We start from the raw sequence: 22,554 nt of genomic DNA on the forward strand, positions 1-22,554 counted from the left end.
TCAGCCTAGAAGCATGTCCGTCATGGTTGATTGCGGGGTCTCCAGGCCGGGCAGCAGCCAGCTCTGGAACGGGGCCAGCACGGCGAGGGCCAGGAAGGCGACGCCGACGGCCTTCGAGAACACGGGGCCCAGCCGCCACAGCTTCTCCACGAAGATCACCACGGCCAGCGCCGCCATCGCCAGGATGTTCATGACGCCGAGCGGAATGAGAACGATCATCAGTCCCCAACAGCATCCGACGCAGTACAGCCCGTGGTGCATGCCGACCCGCAGGTCACGGGCGCGAGGGCGGAAGCCGGCGTAGCGGACGAGCTGGCCCAGCGGGCTCTGGCAGTGGCGCAGGCACACGTCCTTGAGCGGGCCGAGCTGCTGGAGTCCGGCGAGCAGGAAGGCGCCGGCCCCGATCCAGCGGCCGGCCGTGGGATGGTCCTGCACCAGGGCCCCGGTCGCGGCGAGGATCCCGTACGTGAGGAGGCCGAACGCCGTCCAGGCCAGCAGGTAGCCGCCCACGAACTGGGTGGTCCGGGCCGCCCGGACCACTCCGGTCGACTGGCGGCCGATGGCCCGTGCCCAGGTGATGGCCACCGGCGCCACGGACGGGAACATCATGGCGATCATCATGACCAGCCAGAAGGCCAGGAACAGTGGCACGCCCATGCCCATGGTCCCCGGCTCGACGCCCATGTCCCGGGCCTGGCCGACGACGAGGACCCAGCCGAGCAGCGCCAGCAGCGCCATGAGCAGCCAGGCGAGCGCGAGCTCCCGTACCGACAGCAGGTTCGCCGGCCTCAGGGGCGGTGGAAAGGCCTTCCGGTCGAGACGCACCCCTCCAGCACAGCACAGCGGCCGTTCGCGCACATGGTGACGCGGGCGGATGACACGCCGTGGTGTGGAGGGGGAGAATGGCGGAGGAGACCCGTGCGACCGGGAGTGCGCCGGTGATGCTTGTTCCCCGGGGGTTCGCCGACCTCAAGAGACCGCCGTCCGGTGCTGGGTCACGAGGAGGCGGCGAGATGTCAGAGACGACAGCGACGATTCCGAAGTGGCACGTCGTCGGAGACTGGTTCGATACGTGCAAGTGCAATGTGCCGTGCCCCTGCTCCTTCGCGCAGCCGCCCACCTTCGGTGATTGCGACGGCGTCCTGGTCTGGCACATCCGCGAGGGCCGCTACGGCGACGTGACGCTCGACGGCCTCAACGTGCTGATGCTCGCGTCCTTCGTCGGCAACCTGTGGACAGCCGAGCACTCGGACGCGTACGCGGCGGTGTTCCTCGACGAGAGTGCCGACGACGCACAGCGCGAGGCGCTCCAGATGATCTTCGGTGGGCAGGCGGGCAGCTGGCCCGTCGAGATGATGACCGCGCTCGGCGCCGAGATGCGGGGCATGGACTTCGCCCCCGTCGAGGTGGAGGTCGCGGACGACCTCTCCAGCTGGCGGGCCTCGATTCCCGGTCGGGTCGAGGCGAGCGCGGAGGCCCTGACCGGACCCACGACGCCGGAGGGCGCGCGCGTCCAGTCGACGAACCTGCCGGGGTCGGAGACCGGGCCCGGCCAGACCGCGACCTGGGGCCGGTCGACGGCGGACCGGGCCGATGCCTTCGGGTTCCAGTGGAGCCGGGAGGGCCAGTCCAGCAAGCACATCACCTTCGACTGGTCCGGGCCGTGACAGCTCTGCGTCCAGCGGACTGGTGTCTCGGCGGTACGGCACGGGCGCACGGGCGGCGGTCTACGCGGGCGACTGCGCAGGGGTCAGGATCATCGTGATGAAGTGGTCGAGTGCAGCCTCCGCACCCGGGCCGTCCGACAGTGCCTCGGGGGCCGTGTCGGGTGCGGTCCGGCGCAGTTCCAGCCAGCCCAGGTAGGCGGCGTACCCGGCGAGGGCGCGGTGGCGGGCCTCCTGTGGCCCGAAGCCCAGTCCGCCGAAGATCTCCGCCAGGAAGTCGAGCCGGGTCCGGGTGACCCGGGCGACGACCTCGGCGACCGCCGGGTGCGCGGTGTGCGCGACCAGCGCGGGTTCCAGCCCGGCGATCTCCTCGGTACCCAGCGCGACGGCGAACAGCATCCGCGCCCGCGCCCGCGGGTCCCCCTCCGCCCTGACGGCGGTGATGACCTCCGCGGTGGCGTGCCGCTCCCACGTCTCCAGGGCCGCCACGAGCAGGGCTTCGCGGTTCTCGAAGTGCCAGTAGAAACTGCCGCGAGACACCGCGAGTTCGCGGGCGAGGACGTCCACCGCCACCGCCGGGAGGCCGCCCCGGGCCAGTGCCCGCAGCGCCGCCATCGTCCAGTCGTCCTTGGTCACTCTCCCCTTGGCCATGTTCCATACAGTACTGTACGGAACATCCATACAGTGGTGTATGGAACTGGGGAGAGAGGTGACGGCATGAGCGCCATGACCAGGCTTTTCGGTGCGGCGGCGGGGAACGGAGTCGCGGAGGTACGCACCGGGCCGGTGGGCGCCGCGGTGCGCGGCGCGGCGGTGGCGGCGGGCGGGGGGCTGCTCGCTGCGGGGGCCCTGCACGTGGCGTGGGTGTTCTCGCCGTGGCCGCTGGACTCGCGGGCGGACTTCGCGTCCGTGGTGGTCGGGGTGGACGAGTCGCAACTGCCTTCCGGGCCGCTGACGTTCGCCGTGGCGGGCCTGCTGGGCGCCGCCGCGGGCATGGTGCTGACCGGTGCCCGGCCGACGAGCCGGATCGGCCGGTCCCGGCCGGTACGGGCCGGACTCTGGGTGGTGTCCGGCGTGCTCGCGGCACGAGGCATCGGCGGCCTCGCGGCTTCCGGGCTCGAACTGGGCTCCAAGCCGGCCGAGTTCCGGCACTGGGACCTGCGGCTTTATTCGCCGCTGTGCGTCACGCTCGGCGGGCTCACGGGGTACGTGGCCCTGCGCACCCGGCGGCGCCGCGCCTGACCGGGTGCGCCGCAGCCGAGCGCGCCGCCGCCGCGGTCGGTCAGCCTGCGCTCGCCCCGGCGGTCCGGGCCCGCTCCAGGATGGCCTCGGTGTCCACCCCCGTCGGCAGCGTCCCGTACGCGCCTCCGTGCTCGCCGCCCAGCCGGGAGGCGCAGAAGGCCTCGGCGACCGCGCCCGGGGCATGGCGCAGCAGCAGCGATGCCTGGAAGACCAGGGCCATCGTCTCGGTGAGCTGCCGGGCCCGGTACTCGGCCTCGGCGGGGTCGGCCAGGTGCTTGTGCAGTCCGGCCACCGCCGCGTCCAGGTGCCGGTCGGCGCCCGCCGCCCGCCCGACTTCCTCGAAGAGGGCTTCGACGGTCTCGGGTTGGCGGGCCATGGCCCGCAGCGAGTCGAGGGCGGCGACGTTCCCGGAGCCCTCCCAGATCGATGACAGCGGGGCCTCCCGGTAGAGGCGGGGCATGCCGGAGTCCTCGATGTAGCCGTTGCCGCCCAGGCATTCGAGGGCTTCCGCGGCATGCCCGGGGGCGCGCTTGCAGACCCAGTACTTGGTGACGGCCAGCCCCAGCCGGCGCAACAGCGCCTCGTCCTGCCTTCCCCGGGCGACGCGGTCCGTGGCGCCCGCGAGGCGCAGGGCCACGGCCGTCGCCGCCTCGGATTCGAGGGCGAGGTCGGCGAGGACGTTGCGCATCAGGGGCTGGTCGACGAGCGCCTTGCCGAACGCCCGCCGGTGGGTGGCGTGGTGGACGGCGCGTATGACACCGAGGCGCATGCCGGACGCCCCGCCGAGCACGCAGTCGAGGCGGGTCATGTTGACCATCTCGATGATGGTCGCGACGCCGCGGCCCTCCTCCCCCACCAGCCAACCGAACGCCTCGTCGTACTCGATCTCGGCGGAGGCGTTGGAGCGGTTTCCGAGCTTGTCCTTGAGCCGCTGGAGCAGCAGACGGTTGCGGCTGCCGTCCGGGAGCACCCGCGGCAGCAGGAAGCAGGACAGTCCGCCCGGGGCCTGCGCGAGGGTCAAGAAGACGTCCGACATGGGCGCGGAGGTGAACCACTTGTGCCCGGTCAGCCGGTAGCTGCCGTCCGGGGCCGGGACGGCCGTCGTGGTGTTGGCGCGTACGTCGGAGCCGCCCTGCTTCTCGGTCATCGACATGCCCGCGATCAGGCCCTGCTTGGTGTCGGGCCGGCGGAGTCCGAAGTCGTACGTGCGGGAGGCGAGCAGCGGCTCCAGCCAGGCGGCGAGTTCCGGGGTCGCGCGCAGCGCGGGCACCGCGGCGTACGTCATGGAGACGGGGCAGGAGTGGCCCGCCTCGACCTGGCCCCAGACGAGGAACTTCGCGGCCCGGGCGACGTGGGCGCCGGGCCGGTCTTGCGCCCAGGGCGCGGCGTGCAGCCCGTGGGAGACGGCGGTGCCCATCAGTTCGTGCCAGTACGGGTGGAACTCCACCTCGTCGATCCGGTGGCCGTAGCGGTCGTGGGTGCGCAGCACCGGCGGGTTCTCGTTGACGACGCGGCCCCACTCCGCGGCCCGCTCGGAACCGGCGAGGACGCCGAGGCGGTGGATCTCGGGTACCGCCCAGTCTGCGCCCTCGCGGGCGACCGCCTCCAGCAGGGCCGGGTCGGCGGCCGCGTCGTAACCGTGGTGCGGGGGCACCTGGTTGGTGACCTCATGCGTCTGCGGCATCGTGTCCTCCAAGGGCACGCAGGGTGAAGGTGATCAGGCCGGGGATGACGTCCCCGGGGGCCGCGTCTCCGTCCGCCAGTGGTCCGACGAGCGCTTCTGCGATCGCGCCGACGAGTGCGGCGGCCGTCAACTCGGGTGACTGCGGCGGGAGTTCCCCGGAGGCCACGCCGACTGCGATCTGTTCGGCGTACACGTCGCGGAACGCCCTCCGGAAGACGAGGCGTTCGGTGTCGACGGCCGGGTCGGCCGGCTCCGCGAGCAGGGCGAAGGCGCGGCGCGGCGCTTGCAGCGCCCGGTACGCGAAGGTCTCCACGGCGGCGGCCACCCGCTGGGCGGCGCCGCCCGGGCGTTGCGTCGCGGCGGTCACCGCCTCCAGCTCGCGGGCCACCAGGGTCCGGAAGAGGGCGGCGGCCAGCTCGGACTTCCCGGAGAACGACTGGTAGACGCTGCCGGTGGCGATGCCCGCTTCGGCCGCGATCGCGGCGACCGAGCATCCGCCGTACCCCTCTCGGGAGAGCAGGTGGACGGCGGCTTCCAGCACCTGGTCGCGCCGGGCGTCGAGGCGGGCCTGTACGGCGGGGGGACGACGGTAGGGCATGGAAGGATTGAAGCACCGATTCACTGCTTCATGCCAGACCTGGACCGGCCGGACCCGGACCGGCCCGGGTCTGGTGAGCGGGGTCCGGCCTAGGTGGTGAGGGTCGCCGGGACGGGGCCGTCGGGGCGGACGGTGATGCTGTACGCGGCCTTCGCGGGCACGGAGTGCAGGACCGGGCTGTGGGCGGGCAGCAGGTGTTCGAGGAGGACGGTCGACTCGCGCAGCGCGAACTGGAGGCCGAGGCAGGCACGGGGGCCGATGCCGAAGGGCAGGTAGGCCCCGGGGCGGGTCGGCCTGCCGTCGGGCCCGGTGAACCGCCCGGGGTCGAACCGCTCGGGCTCCGGCCACAGTTCGGGGTCGCGGTGCGTGAGGTACGGGCAGACCACCACGTCGGAGCCGGCTTCGACGGCGTGGCCGGCCAGGACGTCGTCCTCGACGGCGTAGCGGGGCAGGATCCATGCGGACGGGTAGAGCCGGAGCGTCTCGTGGACCAGGGCCTGGACGGCCCGGCGGCGCTGGGCCGAACCGGCCGGGCCCGCGGCAAGGGCTTCCCCGCGGGCCCCGGGGTGGCGGTCGAGCAGCAGGTAGAGCCAGGTCAGGGTGGTGGCGGTGGTCTCGTGGCCGGCCACGAGCAGCGTGATCAGCTCGTCGCGGATCAGCTTGTCGGTGTACTCGGGGTGCTCGGCGGCCGCATCGAGCAGGAGGTGCAGGAGGCCCGGGCCGTCGGGTCCCGCGGCGCCGCCGCGGGCGGCCTCGATGGCGAGGTGGGCGACGGCGTCGATCCTGGCGAGGTCGTCGGCGACGGCCTGCCGGGCGTCCACGGCATCGGCCGGGAGGGTCGGCAGGGCGGCCACCACTGTGGCGACGGCGTTCAGCTCGTGCTCGGTAGCGGCATCGAGGGGGTGTCCGGTGAGGGAGCGCCAGATGGTGTCCAGGGCGAAGCGGCGCATCTCCAGCCCGAGGTCGAACCTCTGCCCGGTACGGGCGTACCCGGCCCAGCGCTCGGCGGTGACCCGGGCGGCCTCCGCGATCCGCTGCTCGTAGCGGCGCATCCCGGTACCGGTGAACTGGGATTGCAGGAGCCGCCGTTGGCTCTTCCAGGCCTCGCCGGTGGCGGCGAGCACGCCGTCCCCGATCAGCAGGCGGGCACGGTGGGAGCGCTTGACGTACCGGTCCGGGTGCAGGGCCAGGACGTGCTGGACGGCCCGGGGGTCCGTGACCAGGACCGTGGGGCCCGGCCCGAGGCGGAACGCCGCTACGCCGCCGAGCCGTTCGCGCACCAGGGCCAACAGGTCGACCAGTTCGGCCCCGTCGGAGCGCCACCGCTCCACGAGGGCCGCGTCCAGTTCGGGGACCGGACGGCTCGTGGGGGCGGAGTGCGGGCGGGGGTCGAAGCCGGCTTCGGTGGCCACGGGTCTTCTCCTGTCCGGGTCTTCTCCTGTTCGACCGCTACCCCGGTCCCGGTCCTGACCCTGGCTCCCGGTGGAGCATTGACATCACGGACTGTACGGGAACGACAGCGTCTCGTGACACCCCACCTGACTGCCCGGCTGCGGCCGTCGGCGAACGCCGCGGGCCCCGGCAGGCCATGGCCCGCCGGGGCGCGGTGCGGGGCTCACCGCATGACCCGCGGAAGGCGCAGGCTCAGCAGTACCGTCACGGCGACCATGCCCAGCTGGACCAGCAGCGTGACGGCGAGTGCGTCGCGCATGCCCACCGCCGGGGCGAGGGCGAGGAAGAGGCTACCCAGGGTCGCGACGCCGAGGGCGAGCGCAGACTGCTGGGTGGTGACCATGACGCCGCCGCCCACGCCGGCCCGATCGGCCGGTACGTCCGAGAGCATCATCCGCATCAGCACGGGCAGTTGGAGTCCCTGGCCGAGACCCGCGACGGCCACACCGGGGGCGAGTGCGGCGAGCCCGAGGTCCGCCCAGCCGCGCAGGACCGCGAGGAGGATCAGGGCGATGCCAACGGCCTGGATGACGCCGCCGGCGGTGACGACCCGACTGCCGAACCGGCCGACCAGCCGCGGCCCGGCGAGCGAGGCCGCGAAGAAGGCCAGCGCCATCGGTACGAGGGCGAGCCCAGCGGCCACCGGGCCCATGCGCAGGCCCTGTTGCAGCACCACCGCGATGACGAACATGAATCCGCTGAAGCCGATCGAGAACGGCACCACCATGACCAGGCCCTGCCGCAGCGACTGGAGGCGCAGCAGGCTCGGCGGCACCAGCGGGGTGCGTCCGAGCCGGTCGGCGCGGCGCTCGGTCAGATAGAAGGCGGTGGCGGCGAACGGGAAGAGCGCGAGCGACAGCCACGTCCACAGCGGCCAGCCGGCGGCCCGGCCCTCGGTGAGCGGCAGCAGCAGGGAGACCAGGGACAGGGCGAGCAGGAGGGTTCCCGGGACGTCGACCGAGGCCGGCCGGTCGGAGCGGGTCTCCGGCACGGCCCGGGTGGCGAGCACCAGCCCGAGGAGCACCACCGGCACGTTCACCAGGAACACGGAGCGCCAGCCGAGGCCGGCCACGTCGGCGGCGACCAGGACGCCGCCCAGGATCTGCCCGGCGACCATGGACAGTCCGGCGGTGGCCCCGTACAGGCTCATCGCCCGGGCCCGGCGCGGCCCCTGGGTGGTCGCCTGGATGGTGGCGAGCACCTGCGGCAGCATCAGGGCGGCCGCGGCGCCCTGGGCCACCCGTGCCCCGACCAGGGTCCAGGCGGTGGGGGCCACGCCGCAGAAGAGCGAGGTGAGGCCGAAGGCGGCCATGCCGATCAGGAAGAGCCGGCGTCGTCCGGCCATGTCGCCGAGGCGCCCGCCGAGGACGAGGAGGACGGCGTACGTGACGCCGTAGCCGCCGACGATCAGTTCCAGCGTGGCGGGGCCGGCGCCGAGGTCGGTGTCGATGGCGGGCAGCGCCACATTGACGATGAAGAAGTCGATCAGGGGCAGGGCCGCACCGAGCAGGACGGTGAACAGTCCGAGCGGGCCGATCGCCGCCGGGTGCCGGGGGCCGGGTGCGGACGGGGTCGGCGCGGGGACCGGGCCGGCGGGGGTCGACGGGGAGTGGTGGGTGGTGCGTACCGTTGTTTCGCTCACACCGGAAACGATCGCCCCACTCCCAGCCTGGTACCAGAGTCTTCTTATCCTGGTACAAGGACTACCTGGCAACGGGATCAGCGGTAGGGCACCCTGGTTCCATGACCACTGTGGCCCCGGACAGCGACGTACGCCGGCACGAGCTGGCCGATTTCCTGCGCAGCCGCCGTGAGCGGATCACACCGGAGCAGGTGGGGCTGCCGCGCGGCCGCCGCCGGCGCACCCCGGGACTGCGCCGCGAGGAGGTCGCCCAGCTCTCCGCCGTCGGTGTCACCTGGTACACCTGGCTGGAACAGGCCCGGGAGATCCAGGTCTCCCCGCAGGTGCTGGACGCCTTGGCGCGCGCCCTGCTCTTGGACTCCAGTGAGCGCACCCACCTGTTCGCGCTGGCCGGCAGCCTCGATCCCACCCCGCACGCCCCGTGCCCGAGCGTGACCCCGGCGCTGCAGGCGGTGCTCGACCAGCTCGGGCCGATCCCGGCCTGCATCCAGAACAGCCGCTACGACATCCTCGCGTACAACGCGACGTACGGGCGGCTGCTGTGCGACCTGGACGCACTGCCGCCCGAGGACCGCAACTGCCTGTGGCTGGCGTTCACCAACGCGGACTGGCGGGCCTCCCTCGTCGAAGTCGCCGAAGTGAACCGCAACATCGCCGCCAAGTTCCGGGCGGCCATGGCGGAGCACCTCGCCGAACCCGCCTGGAAGGCCCTGCTGGCGCGGCTGGAGGCGGAGTCGGCGGAGTTCCGGGAGGTGTGGGCACGACACGAGGTGGTCGGCCAGGGCGGCCGGACCAAGTACATCCGCAACGCGCACGTCGGTCTGCTGCACCTGGAGCACACCAACCTGTGGCTCGGGCCGGCGGCGGGCCCGCGCCTGCTGACGATGGTGCCGCTCGACGAGGAGACCCGCGCCCGCCTGGAGCAGTTGGAACGCCTGGCCACGCGCCCGGTGCGCGCGGAGCACGAGCGGGTGGACGGCGAGCCGGTGGACGGCGGGCGAGTGGACGGCCAGCACGTGGACGGCGAGCGGGTGGAGCGCCTCTCGCCCGCCGCCGTCTGACGCGCCCCTCCCGCCCATCCTTCCCCCGCGGTTACGGCTGCCCGTCCAGCCCTTCCGGCAGCCGGCCCGTGTGCACCACGCCGAGGGTCTGGGTCGCCCGGGTCAGGGCGACGTACAGGTCGCTCGGTTCGTGGTCCGCGGGCTCCACGACGATCACCGAGTCGAACTCCAGCCCCTTGGCCTGCCGCGGGTCCAGCAGGACGACCGCCCGGGTCAGGTCCGGCTCCTCCCCCACCCGTACGCCGGGCAGCCCGGCGGCCAGCGCCTCGTGCAGCGGGCGCGGCGCGATCACCGCCAGCCGGCCGCTCCGCCCCCCATCGGTCCCGGCGGCGCTGCCCACCGCGTCCGCGACGGTACGGGCGAGGTCGTCCGTGGCCCGCACCCAGGGCCGCTGCCCCGTGGACCGCACCGAGCTCGGCGGCTCGAATCCGGGATGCCGGGCGCGGAGCACGGCGGCCGCGACGTCCATGATCTCCGCGGGCGTACGGTAGTTGACGCCGAGGCGGACCAGCTCGAAACGGTCCCCGACGTACGGGTCCAGGATCCGCTTCCACGATCCGCAGCCGGACTCGTCGCCGGTTTGGGCCGGGTCGCCCACCAGTGTCATGGAACGGGTGGGGCAGCGCCGCATCAGCAACCGCCAGGCCATCTCGGACAGTTCCTGCGCCTCGTCCACGATGACGTGTCCGAACGCCCACGCGCGGTCGGCGGCAGCCCGCTCGGCCGCACTGCGGTGGTCGGCTTCCTCGTGCCGCTCCGCCATGCGTTCCGCGTCGATGACGTCGTGCGCGGCGAGGAACTCGTTCTCCATGTCCTCGAATTCGTACGACTCGGATCCCTGCGACAGGTCCAGGACGCCCTGCGCGTACGCGATGCGCTCCTGCCGCTGCCGCTCCTCGGCGGCGCGCTGCGCACTGTCGTCGAACCCGAGCAGCTCGGCGGCCTCGTCGAGCAGCGGGACGTCGGCCGGCGTCCAGTCGTCCGTGGTGCGTCGGATCAAATCGGCTTCGCCGGAGGGCAGGTGCGTGGGGTCGGCGAGGAAGTCGGTGATGAACTGCCGGGGCGTGAGGGGCGGCCAGAGGCTGTCGATCGCGGAGTGCACCTCGGCACTGGTCGCGATCTCCTTGCCGAGCTGCGCGACGTCGTCGGCGCCCAGCAGGTTGGGGCCGCCGTACGGATCGGCTCCGAGCCGGTCGGCGAGCTGCCGCGTGAGGGCGTCGATGAGGTGGAACGCGAAGTACGGGCGGGCCAGGTTGTGCGGCAGTCCGGTGGCGCGCGCCCGGTCCCGGGCCTCGTGCGCCATGGTCCGGTCCAGCAGCAGGGTGCCGTAGTCGTCGTGGTCGATCTCCAGGGCCGGCTCCGGGAGCCGGGCGCTGTCCTCGCCGCTGCCCGCGGGTACGGTCTCGGGCAGTGCCTGCCGGTCGCGTACGACGCGCGCGAGGACCTCGGCCATCTCGGCGCGGCCCTTCACGGCCGCGGCGCCGGGGCGGTCGGTGCCGGTCGCCCGGATGCCGGGGAACAGCTCGCCGAGGGTGGAGAGCAGCACGCCGGTCTCCCCGAGGGAGGGCAGCACCTCGCCGATGTAGCCGAGGAAGGCCGGGTTGGGTCCGACGATCAGCACGCCGCGCTTGGCGAGCAGCTCGCGGTGGGCGTAGAGCAGGTAGGCGGCGCGGTGCAGGGCGACGGCCGTCTTCCCGGTGCCCGGACCGCCCTCCACCACCAGTACGCCGCGGTGGGGCGAGCGGATGATGCGGTCCTGTTCGGCCTGGATGGTCTGCACGATGTCGTGCATCCGGCCGGTGCGGGCGGCGTCGAGCGCGGCGAGCAGCACGGCGTCCGCGTCGGCCCCCTCGTGGCCCGTGCGCTCGGTGTCGGCGAGATCGAGGATCTCGTCGTGCAGGGCCGTGACCTCGCGCCCGCGGGTCGTGATGTGGCGGCGGCGTCGCAGCCCCATGGGGAAGTGCCCGGTCGCGAGGTAGAACGGGCGCGCCACCTCGGCCCGCCAGTCGAGGACCAGGGGGGTGCGGTCCGCGTCGTCCTGCCTGATTCCGATGCGGCCGATGTGGTGGTCCTGCCCGTCGGAGAACTCAAGCCGGCCGAAACACAGACCGGTCTCGCCCGCGTTCAGTGCGGAAAGCAGGCCGGTCTGCTCGGCGACGACCACATCCCGCTCCAGCCGCGCCTGAAACCCGCTCCCCGCGTCGGCCAGCGCGTGTTGTACGGCGTGTTCGGCCTGGTCACGCAGGTCGTCGAGGCGGGCATAGAGCTCGTCGATGAATTGCTGTTCATTACGGAATTCCACGGTTGACAATTCCACTCCCGACCCGATACGATGTCCCCGTAAAGCTTCTTCACGCCCTGCTTTCACCAAGGCGTGAAACATTAAATATACGCAGACGAATACCCCGGCCGTCAATTCGGTCGGGGTGCTTTTTTGTGTGCCGCCGCGTGAGCGTCGGCGGGCGCGCGTCAGCGGGTGGGAGCGCCACCCATCATGCGGAGCATCGACGTTCCGCCGGTGCGGAAGAACCTCCACAGCAGGGCTCCGGCGAGCAGCAGGAACACGATGTTCAGCCAGGTCGTGTAGTCCCAGCTCACCCCCTCCATCGGGATCTCCGCGTCCGCGCGGTCGGGAATGAGCCCCAGCGCCCCGAATCCGAACTCCACGACGTAGCCGGCGACCACCATGGCCGGATAGAAGGTGCCGAGCAGGAAGAGCATCGTTCGCGCACCGTAGTACTTCCGGTAGATGTTGAGGATCGGCAGGATCAGCAGGTCGGCGAAGATGAAGGCGACGACCCCGCCGAAGCTGATGCCCCCCTTCCAGAGCACCACCGCCAGCGGCACGTTGCCGATGGAGCAGACGAACGAGGCGATCGCGACCAGCGGGCCGATGAGCGGGCCCCACACCTTCGATGCGAGCGGGTGACCCTCGAAGAAGAAGGACTGCCAGAAGGAGTCCGGCACCCACGCGGCGATCGCTCCGGCGATGAGCAGGCCGATCACGAGGTCGCGCAGGATGGCGGCCCACTCCATGGCGAAGACGTGCGCGGTCGAGGTGAAGCCCTCCCCGGACAGCAGCCGCCCGGCGAACGAGCCCTCCCGCCGCACGGACATGTCCATCGCCGCATGCCCTTCCATCGATCCGGCCAGCCCGCGACCGGCCTGCTCGCGCGCCTCGCGCAGCAGCCCCTCGCGCAGGAACAGCCGGAACAGCACCGCCAGAACGATGATCATGATCGGGCCACCGACGAACTCCGCCAGGGTGAACTGCCAGCCCAGCAGCAGGGCCAGGATCACCCCGAGCTCGATGACCAGATTGGTGGACGCGATCTCGAAGGCCATCGCGGCGGTGAAGTCGGCACCCTTGCGCACCAGGGACCGCGCCAGCGCGACGGCGGCGTAGGAGCAGGAGGACGACGCCGAGCCGAGACCGGCGGCGATCGCGAGGGTGCGGGGCCGGTCGTCACCGAGCAGGGAGACGACGGTGGACTTCCGCACCACGGCCTGGACGACGGCGGACAGGGCGAACCCCAGGATCAGCGCCCAGGTGATCTGCCAGGTCATCGCACCAGTGATCGACAGTGCGTGCAAGATCGCGTGCATGCCCCTGAGTCCTTCTTCCGTGGCCGCGGGGCGCCACCCTAGGCCGAGCCGCGGCGCCGGGGCCGGCCGACGCGCGGGCCGGACGCGGGTCACCCGGACGGCTCACCCGTCAGGCTTGCGGCGCCGCGCACTGCTTTGGTGGGTACAAGAGCTGTCCACCACATGGAGCACTCTCATGTATGAAATGCAGGTCGGTGAGGCGGCCTCAGGGCCTGGCCTCGTATGGCACGTCGTCGCCCGGGACCGCCGGGCCACCCTCTGCGGCCGCCCCCTCCAGTCGGGTGGCAGCGCCGAAACGGACCACCACTGCATGGCGTGTATGACTGCCTTCCAGAACGTCATGCGGGAAGGGTCCGCAGAGTCCTGACACGCGCGCCCGCCGCCGGCTCCCCGGGAAACCGGGCGCAGGCGGCGGGCGCCTACAGGAGACGGGAGACAAGAACTCAAAGTCATCCTTATGGATGACAAGGGATGCTACTGTATCCGCTTATGAAGACGATCGGATTGCTCGGCGGAATGAGCTGGGAGTCGTCCGCCGAGTACTACCGGCTGCTGAACGAGCTCACCCGCGACCGGCTCGGGGGCCTACATTCGGCCCGCTGCGTGCTGTACTCCGTGGACTTCGCGGAGATCGAGCAGCTCCAGGCCGAGGGCCGGTGGGCGCAAGCCGGCGAACTGCTCGCGGCGGCGGCCCGGCGACTGGAAGCCGCCGGCGCGGACCTCGTGCTCATCTGCACGAACACCATGCACAAGGTCGCCGGCCACGTCCAGGCGGCCATCTCGGTACCTCTGCTGCACCTCGCCGATGCAACGGCCGATGCCGTGAAGACGGCCGGCCTGACCCGTGTCGGCCTGCTGGGCACCGCGTTCACGATGGAACAGGAGTTCTACCGTGGCCGACTCTCGACGGCCGGACTGGAGGTGTGCGTCCCGGACGCCGACGGGCGCGCACTCGTCCACCGGGTGATCTACGAGGAGCTGTGCCTGGGCATCGTCCGCGAGCAGTCGCGCGCCGCCTACCAGGGGGTCATCGCAGATCTCGTGGCCGCCGGCGCCCAGGGGATCATCCTCGGCTGCACCGAGATCGAGCTGCTGATCGGCGCCCCGGACAGCCCCGTGCCGGTCTTCCCCACCGCACGGATCCACGCCGAAGCCGCGGTCGAGGCGGCGCTGTCGGCCACGTAGCGGTGGGCGGGGATCCGTCGACGTACGGACCCGGCCGGTCCGTCCCGCCATTTCCCGCGCGACCCGGCCGCCGCGCGGATCGGCCGGCTCCGGGGAATCCGATCGGGACGGGGTCCCCGTCGCGGAGTCGGCCCCCTCGCCGCGTCACGCGCCCTCGACCAGCCCTACCGTGATGCCGTACGAAGAAGCAGGCCGCGAAGGCGGCGGCACGGACCCGGGCGGAGCCATGGGCACACCTCAGTCGGGCGCGGGCCCGGACGGCCAGGCGGCGGACGGCCACGCGGACGAGCACGCAGCGGAGGGCGAGGGCCGCCACGCCGACTGGCTCGAACTCTTCTTCGACCTGGTCTTCGTCGCCCTCGCCGCCCAGCTCTCGCACCGGCTCCACGGTGACCCCGACCTGCGCGACTTCGCCGTCTTCCTCGGACTCTACTTCCCGCCCTGGTGGCTGTGGATCAACCTGCTGGTCTCGACGAACCTGTTCGTCGACAACAGCGCCCGCCGCAGGCTGCTCATGCTGTCGGCCATGCTCTGCATCGCCGTCATGGCGTGCGCCGTACCCGAGGCCGACACGGACCGCGGCTCCGTCTACGCCCTCGGGTACGCCGGGACCCGGCTGGTGCTGCTCGGACTGTGGTGGCCGGCCACCCGGTACCCCGAACCCCAACGCGTCCCGCGCTGGCGACCCCTGAGCTACTGCCTGGCGTCCGGTCTGTTGTGGGCCGCCTCCGCGGCGGTGCCCGCACCGTGGCAGTACGCGGTGTGGGCCGTGCTCATCGCGGCCGAGATGGCGCTGCTGCTCACGGCGCGCGGCCGCGGGCTCCCCGGCCGGCTGGACACCGGGCACATCGTCGAGCGCGTCGGGTTGTTCGTCATCATCGTGCTCGGCGAATCCGTGATCGCGCTGGTGACCTCCGCCGACCATGCCTGGACGCCGCGGGCCGGGGTCGTCGGCGTCCTCGGGTTCGTGCTGCTCGCGGCGCTCTGGTGGTCGTACTTCGACTTCGGCTCGACCTCGGCCGAGCTGATGCTCGCCAAGGCCGATGACCGCCAGGCCTACCTTCTCGCCCGGGACGTCGACGGCTTCCTGCACTTCTTCGTGACCGCGGGCGTCCTGTGCATGGCCGCGGGCCTGGCCACCGCCGTCGAGGAGGCCGACCACGCCCGTCTTCCGACCGGTGCGGTGTGGGCCCTCGCCGGCGGCCTGGCCCTCTACCACGCGGCCCACGCCGGCATCGCGCTGCGCTACGGGCGTTCGCCGGCCTCGGTCGCCGTGTGGGCCGTTCCCGGTATCGGCTTTCCGCTGCTCGTCGTGTGGGCCGCCGGCCACCTGACGCCCTGGCTGGTCGTCATGCTCCTGGCCGCCGAGCCGATCGCGCACCTGCTCTACGCGCGCAGGATGCTCCGCCACCGGCTCGGGACGGCGGCCGCACCGCGGCCCTGACCCGCGCGCCGGAGCCGTTGCGGAGCGGCTACGGGAGGGCCGGCGTCACGGGGAGGAGGTCCGGGCGCTTGGCCGTACGGGAGTCGCCGGAGGAGCGCCCGCGCAAGCGTCTGCCCAGCCACGGGCCGAGGAACGCGGCGGCCCAGCGCAGTTCGGCGGCGAGGGTGGACGGGGCCGCCGGGTCGGGCGGCAGCGGGTGCGTCCAGGAGTCGTCGCTGCCCGGCAGGCCGAGGGCGTGGGCGAGCGAGGCGGCGATCCGTTCGTGGCCGAGCGGGCCTGCGTGCAGCCGGTCCGCGCTCCACAGGCGGGCGTCGGTGACCACCGGATGGTGTCCCGTTTCGACGAGGACCACGCCGTGGCGGTGGGCCGCCGTGCGGATCCGGTCGTTGAGGGCGGTCACGCGCGGGGCCAGCGGGCGGGCGAGCGGGGTGATCCGCGCGAGGTCCGGGAAGGTCAGCGTGGCGACGCGGACGCCCTGGGCGGTGAGCGCGCCGAACACCGCCTCCAGGTGGCCGGCGACCTCGTCGGCGTCGAACCGCGGCCGCAGTACGTCGTTGACCCCGGCGACCACGGTGGCCAGGTCGGGGCGCAGGGCGAGGGCGGGGCCGAGCTGCTCGGCGCGGACCTGCCCGGCCAGCTTGCCCCGGACGGCCAGGTTGGCGTACCGCAGGCCGGGGCTGTGGACCGCCAGGTGTTCGGCGAGGCGGTCGGCGAGCCCGCGCAGGCCGGTGGTGTCGTCACCGTCGCCGACGCCTTCGGTCTGGCTGTCACCCAGGGCGACGTACCGCAGGTACCGGTAGGGGTGCTCAGCGTCCGGCACGGGCCGCCTCCCGCTCCCGCAGGACCGCGATCGTGCGCTCGCACCAGTCGCGGTTGCCCTGCTCGAAGGCGAGACCGCGCAGGCAGGTCAGGTAGGGGCCGACGCGCTCGCCGTACCGTAGGAAGTCCTCCTCGGTGCGGTCGCCGCGCATGGTGCGCAGCAGGCCGCCGAACAGCTCGGCCTTGGCCCGGGCGAACGCGGCGCGTTCGGTGAGCCGGTCGATGAGGGTCGCGGTGTCGACGTGGTCGGCGGCCTGGACCTTGACGACGAGGTCGTCGCGGATGGAGGAGGGCTTGGCGGCTGAGGCGGTGAACTGCTCCAGCTCGGCGAGGCCCGCGTCGGTGACGGTGAACAGGCGCTTGTTGGGCCGGCCGTCCTGGACCACTTCGCGGCCCGTGACCAGCCCGTCCTTCTCCAGCCGGGTCAGTTCGGCGTAGAGCTGCTGCGGGAGCGCGTGCCAGAAGTTCGCCACGCCGAGGTCGAAGGCCTTGGCCAGTTGGTACCCGCTCAGTTCCCCGTCCAGCAGCGCCGCCAGTACGGCGTGGCGCAAAGCCATCGGATCGCCTCCTCCTCGTCGCTGCCGCCCCTGTGCACGGACACCCTGCGCATGATACTCAAGAATCTGACTAGTCACATTGATGAGTAGCGATAGTCGAACATCAGGGAGAAGCCGTGACCGCAGCAGACCGATTCCGCGCCGCCGTCGACAGCCGTGACCTCGCCGCCCTGGAGGACCTGTTCACCGAGGACGTACGCCTGTACAGCCCCGTGAAGTTCACCCCGTTCGAGGGCCGACCGATGGTCCTGGGGCTCTTCGGGGTGCTGCTGCGCACCTTCGAGGACTTCCGTTACGTCGGGCACTACGCGGGCAGCGCCGAGACGAGCGTCGACGGCGCCGTCTCCCCGTCGCAGATCCTGCTGTTCCGGGCGACGGTGAACGGCAAGGCGATCCACGGCATCGACCTGCTGCACCTCGCCGACGACGGCCGGATCAAGGAGTTCACGGTGATGGTCAGGCCCCAGTCCGCGGTGCACGCCCTGGGCGAGGCGGTGCTCGCCGGGCTGGTCGCCGACGGCCTGGCCCCGGCACCGGCCGAGGGGTCCGCGGCTCGTTAGGCTGCGGCCGAGAGGCCGGGGCCAGCGGGAACCGGCCGCGCAGCGCGCCCGCGGGCACCGCGGGCGCCGGGAGGGGGAACCGCGGATGACCGTCACCACCCGAGTGGCGCTGGCCACGTCGGACATGGGACTGGCCTGGGATGCCGACCTGCCGCTGATGCTCGAAGCGCTGCGTGCCCGCGGTGTCGATGCGCTGGCGGCGGCCTGGGACGCCCCGGACTTCGACTGGTCGGGGTGCGCAGCCGTGGTCATCCGGTCCACCTGGGGCTACCCGGAGCGGTGGCCGGAGTACCTGGCCTGGGCCGACGCGGTACAAGGCGTGACGCGGCTCGACAATCCGGCCGGGCTGCTGCGCTGGAACGCCGACAAGCGGTACCTCGGGGAGCTCGCGGCCGGCGGTGTCCCCGTCGTACCGACCCGGTTCATCGCCCCCGGCGAGGCCGTCGCCCTGCCCGCGCACGGCCAGTTCGTCGTCAAGCCGACCGTCTCGGCCGGTGCGCGCGACACCGCGCGGTACGCGGAGCACCACCACGACCTGGCGGCCGGGCACATCGCGGCCCTCCACACGGGCGGATCGACCGCGATGGTGCAGCCGTACCTGACCCGGATCGACGAGGGCGAACGGGCCCTCGTCTTCCTCGGCGGCACGTTCAGCCACGCGATCCGCAAGGGGCCGGTGCTCACTGACGTCGGAGTGGTGGACAACGACCGCGTACCGCATCCGGATCTGGTGCCGCACCGGCCGTCCGCGGCCGAACTGGCCCTGGCCGGGGCCGCGCTGGCGGCCGTCCCCGGGGCGGGGGCCCCGCTGTACGCGCGGGTCGACATCGCGTCGGCGGACGACGGGTCGCCGGTCGTGATGGAACTGGAGCTCGTGGAACCCAACCTCTTCATGGGCCACGGCGAGCACGGGCTGCGGCGCTTCACCGACCTCGTCCAGGAACGCGCCACCGCCGGCTGAGCTCAGCGGGAGCCGGGCCACCTGATGCGTGCGGCCACCGGCAGGTGGTCGCTGCCCGTCGCGGGCAGCGACCGGACCCGCGTGACGCTCGCCGAGCGGGTCATGACCTGGTCGATCCGGGCCAGCGGCAGCGACGCGGGCCAGCTGAACGCGAAGTCCGGGCCCGGCGGGTCCAGCCGCGAGGCGACCGGGTCCAGCCCCCGGTCGTCCACGGTGGCGTTGAGGTCCCCGAGCAGGATCAGCGGCCCGGCCGGCTCCGCGGCGATCGCGGCACCGAGCAGGCGCGCGCTCTCGTCGCGCCGTACGGAACCGAACCCGTGCGCCGGGCCGAGGCGTACCGAGGGCAGGTGCGCCACGTACACGGCGACCTCGCCGTGCGGCGTACGGGCGGTGGCCCGCAGTCCGCGGTTCCAGCCCTCCCCCACGCCCGACGGCCTGATGTCCACCAACCGCACCTGCGCCAGCGGATGCTTCGACCAGAGTCCGACCGTGCCCTCCACCGCGTGGTGGGGGTACCGGGGCGCCAGACCCGCCGCGTAGGCCGGCAGGGCGGTGGGCGTCAGCTCCTCCAGCGCGATGAGATCGGCCCCCGTCCCGGCCAGGGCGCGCGCGGTGCCCGCCGGATCGGGGTTCTCGTCGCTGACGTTGTGCTGGACGGCGAGGAGATCGGGTGCCCGGTCGTCGCCGGGGAGCAGGAAGCCGCCGAACAGGCCCAGCCAGGCCGCGGCGGGCAGCAGCACCGCGCACCCGGCCACGGCGGAACGGCGCAGCAGCGCCAGTGCCGCGAGGACCGGGACGGCCAGGCCGAGCCAGGGCAGGAACGTCTCCAGCAGGCTGCCGGGGCGGCCCGGCACGTCGGGCACCGCGCCGTGGAAGACCAGCAGGCAGGCGACGAGGACCGCGAGCCCGGCGGGCACGCGCCCCCGCCCGCGCCACGACCACCGCCAAGACCCCTGCCCGGGCCACCCCCACGACCACCGCTCGCCCACGCGCCCCTGCTCCCCCGACCGGCTCGGCATCCCCCACAGCGGGACCGACCGCACGACCTCGCCCGTACGACGACGCCCCGCGCGACGGTCCGGTTCCCGCTCAGGTCACCGGCCCGGTCGGCCCGGCAGGCGCGCGGCCGGGAACGGCGCTGAGCCGGGCGAGGACGAGGACCGTGTCGTCGGTCGCCGTCTCGGGCAGCAGGTTGGCGAGGATGCGGTCGGCCGCCTCCTCCAGCGAGCCCAGCGGTGCGCGCAGCTGGTCGCGCAACGCGTCCATGCCGGTGTCGATGTCCTGGCCGCGGGCCTCGATGAGGCCGTCGGTGTACAGGGCCACGACGGCGCCCTCGGGAAGTTCGACCTCGACCGACCGGTACGGTACGCCGCCCACTCCGAGCGGGACGCCGGGCTCGTCGCCGACGGTGTGCACGCTCCCGTCCCGGTGCCGTACCAGGGGCGGCGGGTGCCCGGCGTTGGCGATGCGGGCGCGGCCGGTGTGGGGGTCGTAGAGCAGGTACAGGCAGGTCGCCCACTCGATGCCGGCCTCCTGGGCGCAGGCGTCGAGTTCTTCGAGCAGGGCTTCGGGCTCCGGGGTGTTGCGGGCGAGCGTCTTCGCGGTGATCCGCAGCCGGCCCATGGCCGCTGCGGCAGGTACGCCGTGTCCCATCACGTCGCCGACGACAAGGGCCACCCGGTCGCCGGGCAGGGCGATCGCGTCGTACCAGTCGCCGCCGACCTCTGCGGCGCGGCTTCCGGGCAGGTAGCGGTGGCTGATGTCCACGTACGGGCCCGCCGCGGGGGCGCTCGGCAGCAGGGCCCGCTGGAGGGTGAGCGCAATGTCCTGGACCTTGCCGTACAGCCGGGCGTTGTCCAGGCACAGGGCGGCCCGGGAGGCCAGCTCGCCGGCGAGCCCGAGGTCCTCCTCGGCGAAGGCCGGGCGGGTGGCGGAGCGGCCGAACATGGCGATGCCCTGCACCGTGCCGCGGGCGATGAGCGGTGCCATGAGGATGCAGGCCAGGCCGCTGTCCAGCAGCAGCTGGGCGCGCTGCTGGTGCACGACGGTCCGGGTCACGAAGTCCTCGTCGACCGTGAAACAGAGGGGGCGACCCGTGCTGAGCATCTGGTGGATGTTGGATCCCGGCGGGTACGTGACCCGCTCCAGGCCGCTCACGAGCTCGACGGCGGGCTCGGCGAGGGTCGTGCCGGAGGCGATCCGGCGGGTGGTCACGGGCAGCGCCGGATCGAAGTCCTCGGTCTCGTCCATCCACTCGACGAGTTCGACGACGCTGGCGTCGCAGAATTCCGGGACCACCGCCTCGACCAGCTCCCGTGCGGTGGTGTTCAGGTCCAAGGTGGTGCCGATGCGGGCCGCGGCCCGGTCGAGCAGGGCGAGGCGCTGCCGGGCTGCCGTCGCCTCCAGGATGGCCCGCTCGCGGTCGGTGACGTCCAGCAGCAGTCCGCCCACGCCGCGCCGCGTGTCGCCGGTGCCGCTGAGCGGGAAGAAGCTGACGGAGCGGACCTGGTCGCGGTCGGGGTGACCGGGTGTGCGCAGCCCCACGAGGGTGCCGACCACGGTCCGGCCCTCGTGGGCCACGCTCCGCAGCATGCGCTGGTACTCCCCGCCGTCCGTGGTGATCATGACGTCCGCCATCCGGAGGCCCAGGTGTGCGTCGAGCGGGACGCCGTCCATGTCGGCCAGGGCCTGGTTGAGGTGGACGTAGCGCAGCTCCTCGTCCAGCATGACCAGGCCGATCGGGCACGTCTCGAAGAGGGCGTCGAGGAACGACAGGTTCGTCTTCACCCGGTCGAGTTCGTCGCCCCGGCTCGCCAGACCGATGACCACGGAGGCCCCTGAGGCCCCGGTCATCGGGAAGACCCGGAAACCGCAGTCGAACACGCTGCCGTCCCGGTGGAGCGCGGGCAGCCGTACGCGCCAGTAGCCGAGGGTCCGGGCCCGCTCCGCGAGGTGCGCGGCCGCGCCGGGCTCCTCGCCGGGGGTCAGTTCGGGGAAGAGCTGCGCGGCGGGCCGGGTCAGCACCGACGCCGCCTCGTGGCCGAAGAGGTTGTGTGCGCCGGGGCCCCAATAACAGATGCGGTCCTCGTCGTCGAAGCCGAAGACGGCCACCACCACGTGCTCCAGCAAGGACCCCGGTTCGGACCGGATCGGGCCGGGATCCGGCGCGCCCCCCAGCCGTTCCGATGGCATCGGCGGGCCCCCTTCTGCGCACGCCTGGCGCGCGTGGCTGACCGGCGCCCGCACGGCGGACACGGGCTGCCCCCTCAATTCTGCCCGCGATCGCAAAGGAGGACATCACGGCGGCGCACGGGAGCCGGCCGGTGACCACCGGTGACGGCCCGCGGTGGCGGGCCGGGCGCCGGTCTGCGCGGCCTCCGCCGGGTTGACCTCGCGCGGCCGGCCGGGCAGGTCGGGGGCGGTTTCCCGGTCCGCCCTCCGAGTGGGCAACAGGAAACCCGTCGACCACTTGCGGCGGCGGGGCAAGGCTGAAGTCGTCAACACGTCGACATCACCGAGGCAACCCAACAGGGGGACATGATGCGCAAGATGATCCGCGGCGCCGCCGCGCTCGCCACCGCCGCAGCGGCCGTCGTGGCACTGGGCGGCGCGGCCGACGCCAAGCCCGCCGACGACTGGGCCGGTTGTCCGTACGGGGCGGTCTGCATCTACCCGCAGAACCAGAACCCGGCCGTCAAGCCGAGCCAGATCTTCTACAGCTACGGAGCCCACAACCTGAGCAACCAGTACGGCAACCACTGGGTCCTGAACAACCAGTACGGCGGGGCGAGCGCGAGCCTGTGCACCGGCTCCAACGGTGCGGGCTGCGGGTCTCCCATCGCCGAGGGGGCGGGTGTCTACGCCGACCTCGGTCCGATCAACTCGATCACCCTCAACCGTCCGTAACCGAGCACCCGTTCGCAGCTTCCCGGATCCGCCGCTCCCCCGGCGGCTCCGGGAGGCTTCCGTGCTCGCGCGTTTCCCGCCGCGCGGGGACCGACGCGCGCTGCGCCGTCCGACCCCCGCGGTAGCCTGGGACCTTCCATCTCACGACCTGGGCTCGCTGTGCCATGGGGGAT

20 protein-coding genes are annotated in these 22,554 nt (G+C 72.9%); 8 read left to right on the forward strand and 12 right to left on the reverse strand.

All coding sequences use genetic code 11. The features are described 5' to 3' along the window. Positions 1-825, reverse strand: a complete 825-nt coding sequence (locus OHA65_RS04570) for a DUF2182 domain-containing protein (protein ID WP_327281783.1) — start codon at positions 823-825, stop codon at positions 1-3. A 188-nt stretch (positions 826-1,013) separates the two neighbouring features. On the opposite strand from OHA65_RS04570, the gene OHA65_RS04575 reads away from it, so the two are divergent. After that, complete coding sequence (locus OHA65_RS04575) at positions 1,014-1,667, forward strand: DUF1326 domain-containing protein (RefSeq protein WP_327281784.1); 654 nt, start codon at positions 1,014-1,016, stop codon at positions 1,665-1,667. Between the two features lie 60 nt (positions 1,668-1,727). On the opposite strand, the gene OHA65_RS04580 is transcribed toward OHA65_RS04575, so the two are convergent. After that, positions 1,728-2,315 carry a TetR/AcrR family transcriptional regulator gene (locus OHA65_RS04580; RefSeq protein ID WP_327281785.1) on the reverse strand — a complete coding sequence of 196 codons (588 nt, stop codon included), beginning with the start codon at positions 2,313-2,315 and terminating at the stop codon, positions 1,728-1,730. A 66-nt stretch (positions 2,316-2,381) separates the two neighbouring features. Here OHA65_RS04580 and OHA65_RS04585 point away from each other — a divergent pair, with 66 nt between their 5' ends. Next, on the forward strand, positions 2,382-2,906 hold the full coding sequence (locus OHA65_RS04585) for a DUF3995 domain-containing protein (protein ID WP_327281786.1): 525 nt from the start codon (positions 2,382-2,384) through the stop codon (positions 2,904-2,906). Between the two features lie 40 nt (positions 2,907-2,946). Here OHA65_RS04585 and OHA65_RS04590 read toward each other — a convergent pair whose 3' ends face one another. From OHA65_RS04590 to OHA65_RS04605, 4 genes are all read right to left on the reverse strand, one after another. Then, positions 2,947-4,590: an isovaleryl-CoA dehydrogenase gene (locus OHA65_RS04590; protein WP_405761276.1), complete on the reverse strand. Its 1,644-nt coding sequence runs from the start codon at positions 4,588-4,590 to the stop codon at positions 2,947-2,949. Beyond that, a complete protein-coding gene (locus tag OHA65_RS04595) occupies positions 4,574-5,188 on the reverse strand; it encodes a TetR/AcrR family transcriptional regulator (protein ID WP_405761279.1) in 615 nt (204 codons plus the stop codon). Before OHA65_RS04595 ends, OHA65_RS04590 begins: the two co-directional genes overlap by 17 nt. A gap of 89 nt (positions 5,189-5,277) precedes the next feature. Then, complete coding sequence (locus OHA65_RS04600; protein ID WP_327281789.1) at positions 5,278-6,600, reverse strand: cytochrome P450; 1,323 nt, start codon at positions 6,598-6,600, stop codon at positions 5,278-5,280. 203 nt (positions 6,601-6,803) lie between these two features. Further along, entirely contained in the window at positions 6,804-8,282 is a 1,479-nt protein-coding gene (locus OHA65_RS04605) for an MFS transporter (protein WP_327281790.1), read from the reverse strand. A 101-nt stretch (positions 8,283-8,383) separates the two neighbouring features. Here OHA65_RS04605 and OHA65_RS04610 point away from each other — a divergent pair, with 101 nt between their 5' ends. Beyond that, positions 8,384-9,343 carry a helix-turn-helix domain-containing protein gene (locus OHA65_RS04610; protein WP_329312687.1) on the forward strand — a complete coding sequence of 320 codons (960 nt, stop codon included), beginning with the start codon at positions 8,384-8,386 and terminating at the stop codon, positions 9,341-9,343. Between the two features lie 31 nt (positions 9,344-9,374). Here OHA65_RS04610 and OHA65_RS04615 read toward each other — a convergent pair whose 3' ends face one another. Both OHA65_RS04615 and OHA65_RS04620 read right to left on the reverse strand, forming a co-directional pair. After that, entirely contained in the window at positions 9,375-11,654 is a 2,280-nt protein-coding gene (locus tag OHA65_RS04615) for an ATP-binding domain-containing protein (RefSeq protein ID WP_329316301.1), read from the reverse strand. 158 nt (positions 11,655-11,812) lie between these two features. Next, positions 11,813-12,949 (reverse strand): permease, encoded by a 1,137-nt coding sequence (locus OHA65_RS04620; RefSeq protein WP_328761669.1) that lies wholly within the window; start codon positions 12,947-12,949, stop codon positions 11,813-11,815. 489 nt (positions 12,950-13,438) lie between these two features. Here OHA65_RS04620 and OHA65_RS04625 point away from each other — a divergent pair, with 489 nt between their 5' ends. Both OHA65_RS04625 and OHA65_RS04630 read left to right on the forward strand, forming a co-directional pair. Then, positions 13,439-14,134 (forward strand): aspartate/glutamate racemase family protein, encoded by a 696-nt coding sequence (locus OHA65_RS04625; RefSeq protein WP_327281794.1) that lies wholly within the window; start codon positions 13,439-13,441, stop codon positions 14,132-14,134. 172 nt (positions 14,135-14,306) lie between these two features. After that, entirely contained in the window at positions 14,307-15,578 is a 1,272-nt protein-coding gene (locus OHA65_RS04630; RefSeq protein ID WP_327281795.1) for a low temperature requirement protein A, read from the forward strand. A gap of 28 nt (positions 15,579-15,606) precedes the next feature. On the opposite strand, the gene OHA65_RS04635 is transcribed toward OHA65_RS04630, so the two are convergent. Both OHA65_RS04635 and OHA65_RS04640 read right to left on the reverse strand, forming a co-directional pair. Further along, positions 15,607-16,398 carry an SGNH/GDSL hydrolase family protein gene (locus tag OHA65_RS04635; protein ID WP_327281796.1) on the reverse strand — a complete coding sequence of 264 codons (792 nt, stop codon included), beginning with the start codon at positions 16,396-16,398 and terminating at the stop codon, positions 15,607-15,609. Beyond that, a complete protein-coding gene (locus tag OHA65_RS04640) occupies positions 16,385-16,954 on the reverse strand; it encodes a PadR family transcriptional regulator (protein ID WP_327281797.1) in 570 nt (189 codons plus the stop codon). The genes OHA65_RS04635 and OHA65_RS04640 overlap by 14 nt, the downstream gene beginning before the upstream one ends. Positions 16,955-17,070: 116 nt before the next feature. On the opposite strand from OHA65_RS04640, the gene OHA65_RS04645 reads away from it, so the two are divergent. Further along, the gene (locus OHA65_RS04645) at positions 17,071-17,514 is read left to right on the forward strand and encodes a nuclear transport factor 2 family protein (RefSeq protein WP_405754606.1); all 444 of its coding nucleotides are present in this window, start codon (positions 17,071-17,073) and stop codon (positions 17,512-17,514) included. Between the two features lie 85 nt (positions 17,515-17,599). After that, complete coding sequence (locus tag OHA65_RS04650; protein WP_405754607.1) at positions 17,600-18,475, forward strand: RimK family alpha-L-glutamate ligase; 876 nt, start codon at positions 17,600-17,602, stop codon at positions 18,473-18,475. A 2-nt stretch (positions 18,476-18,477) separates the two neighbouring features. Here the strand turns inward: OHA65_RS04650 and OHA65_RS04655 are convergent, their stop codons facing one another. After that, the gene (locus tag OHA65_RS04655) at positions 18,478-19,494 is read right to left on the reverse strand and encodes an endonuclease/exonuclease/phosphatase family protein (protein ID WP_405754609.1); all 1,017 of its coding nucleotides are present in this window, start codon (positions 19,492-19,494) and stop codon (positions 18,478-18,480) included. Between the two features lie 70 nt (positions 19,495-19,564). Beyond that, positions 19,565-21,667 (reverse strand): SpoIIE family protein phosphatase, encoded by a 2,103-nt coding sequence (locus OHA65_RS04660; protein ID WP_327281801.1) that lies wholly within the window; start codon positions 21,665-21,667, stop codon positions 19,565-19,567. 348 nt (positions 21,668-22,015) lie between these two features. On the opposite strand from OHA65_RS04660, the gene OHA65_RS04665 reads away from it, so the two are divergent. Beyond that, positions 22,016-22,381 (forward strand): hypothetical protein, encoded by a 366-nt coding sequence (locus tag OHA65_RS04665; RefSeq protein WP_327285987.1) that lies wholly within the window; start codon positions 22,016-22,018, stop codon positions 22,379-22,381. Positions 22,382-22,554: the final 173 nt, after the last annotated feature.

This window comes from Streptomyces sp. NBC_00045 (genome assembly GCF_045041095.1).
GTDB lineage: Bacteria > Actinomycetota > Actinomycetes > Streptomycetales > Streptomycetaceae > Streptomyces.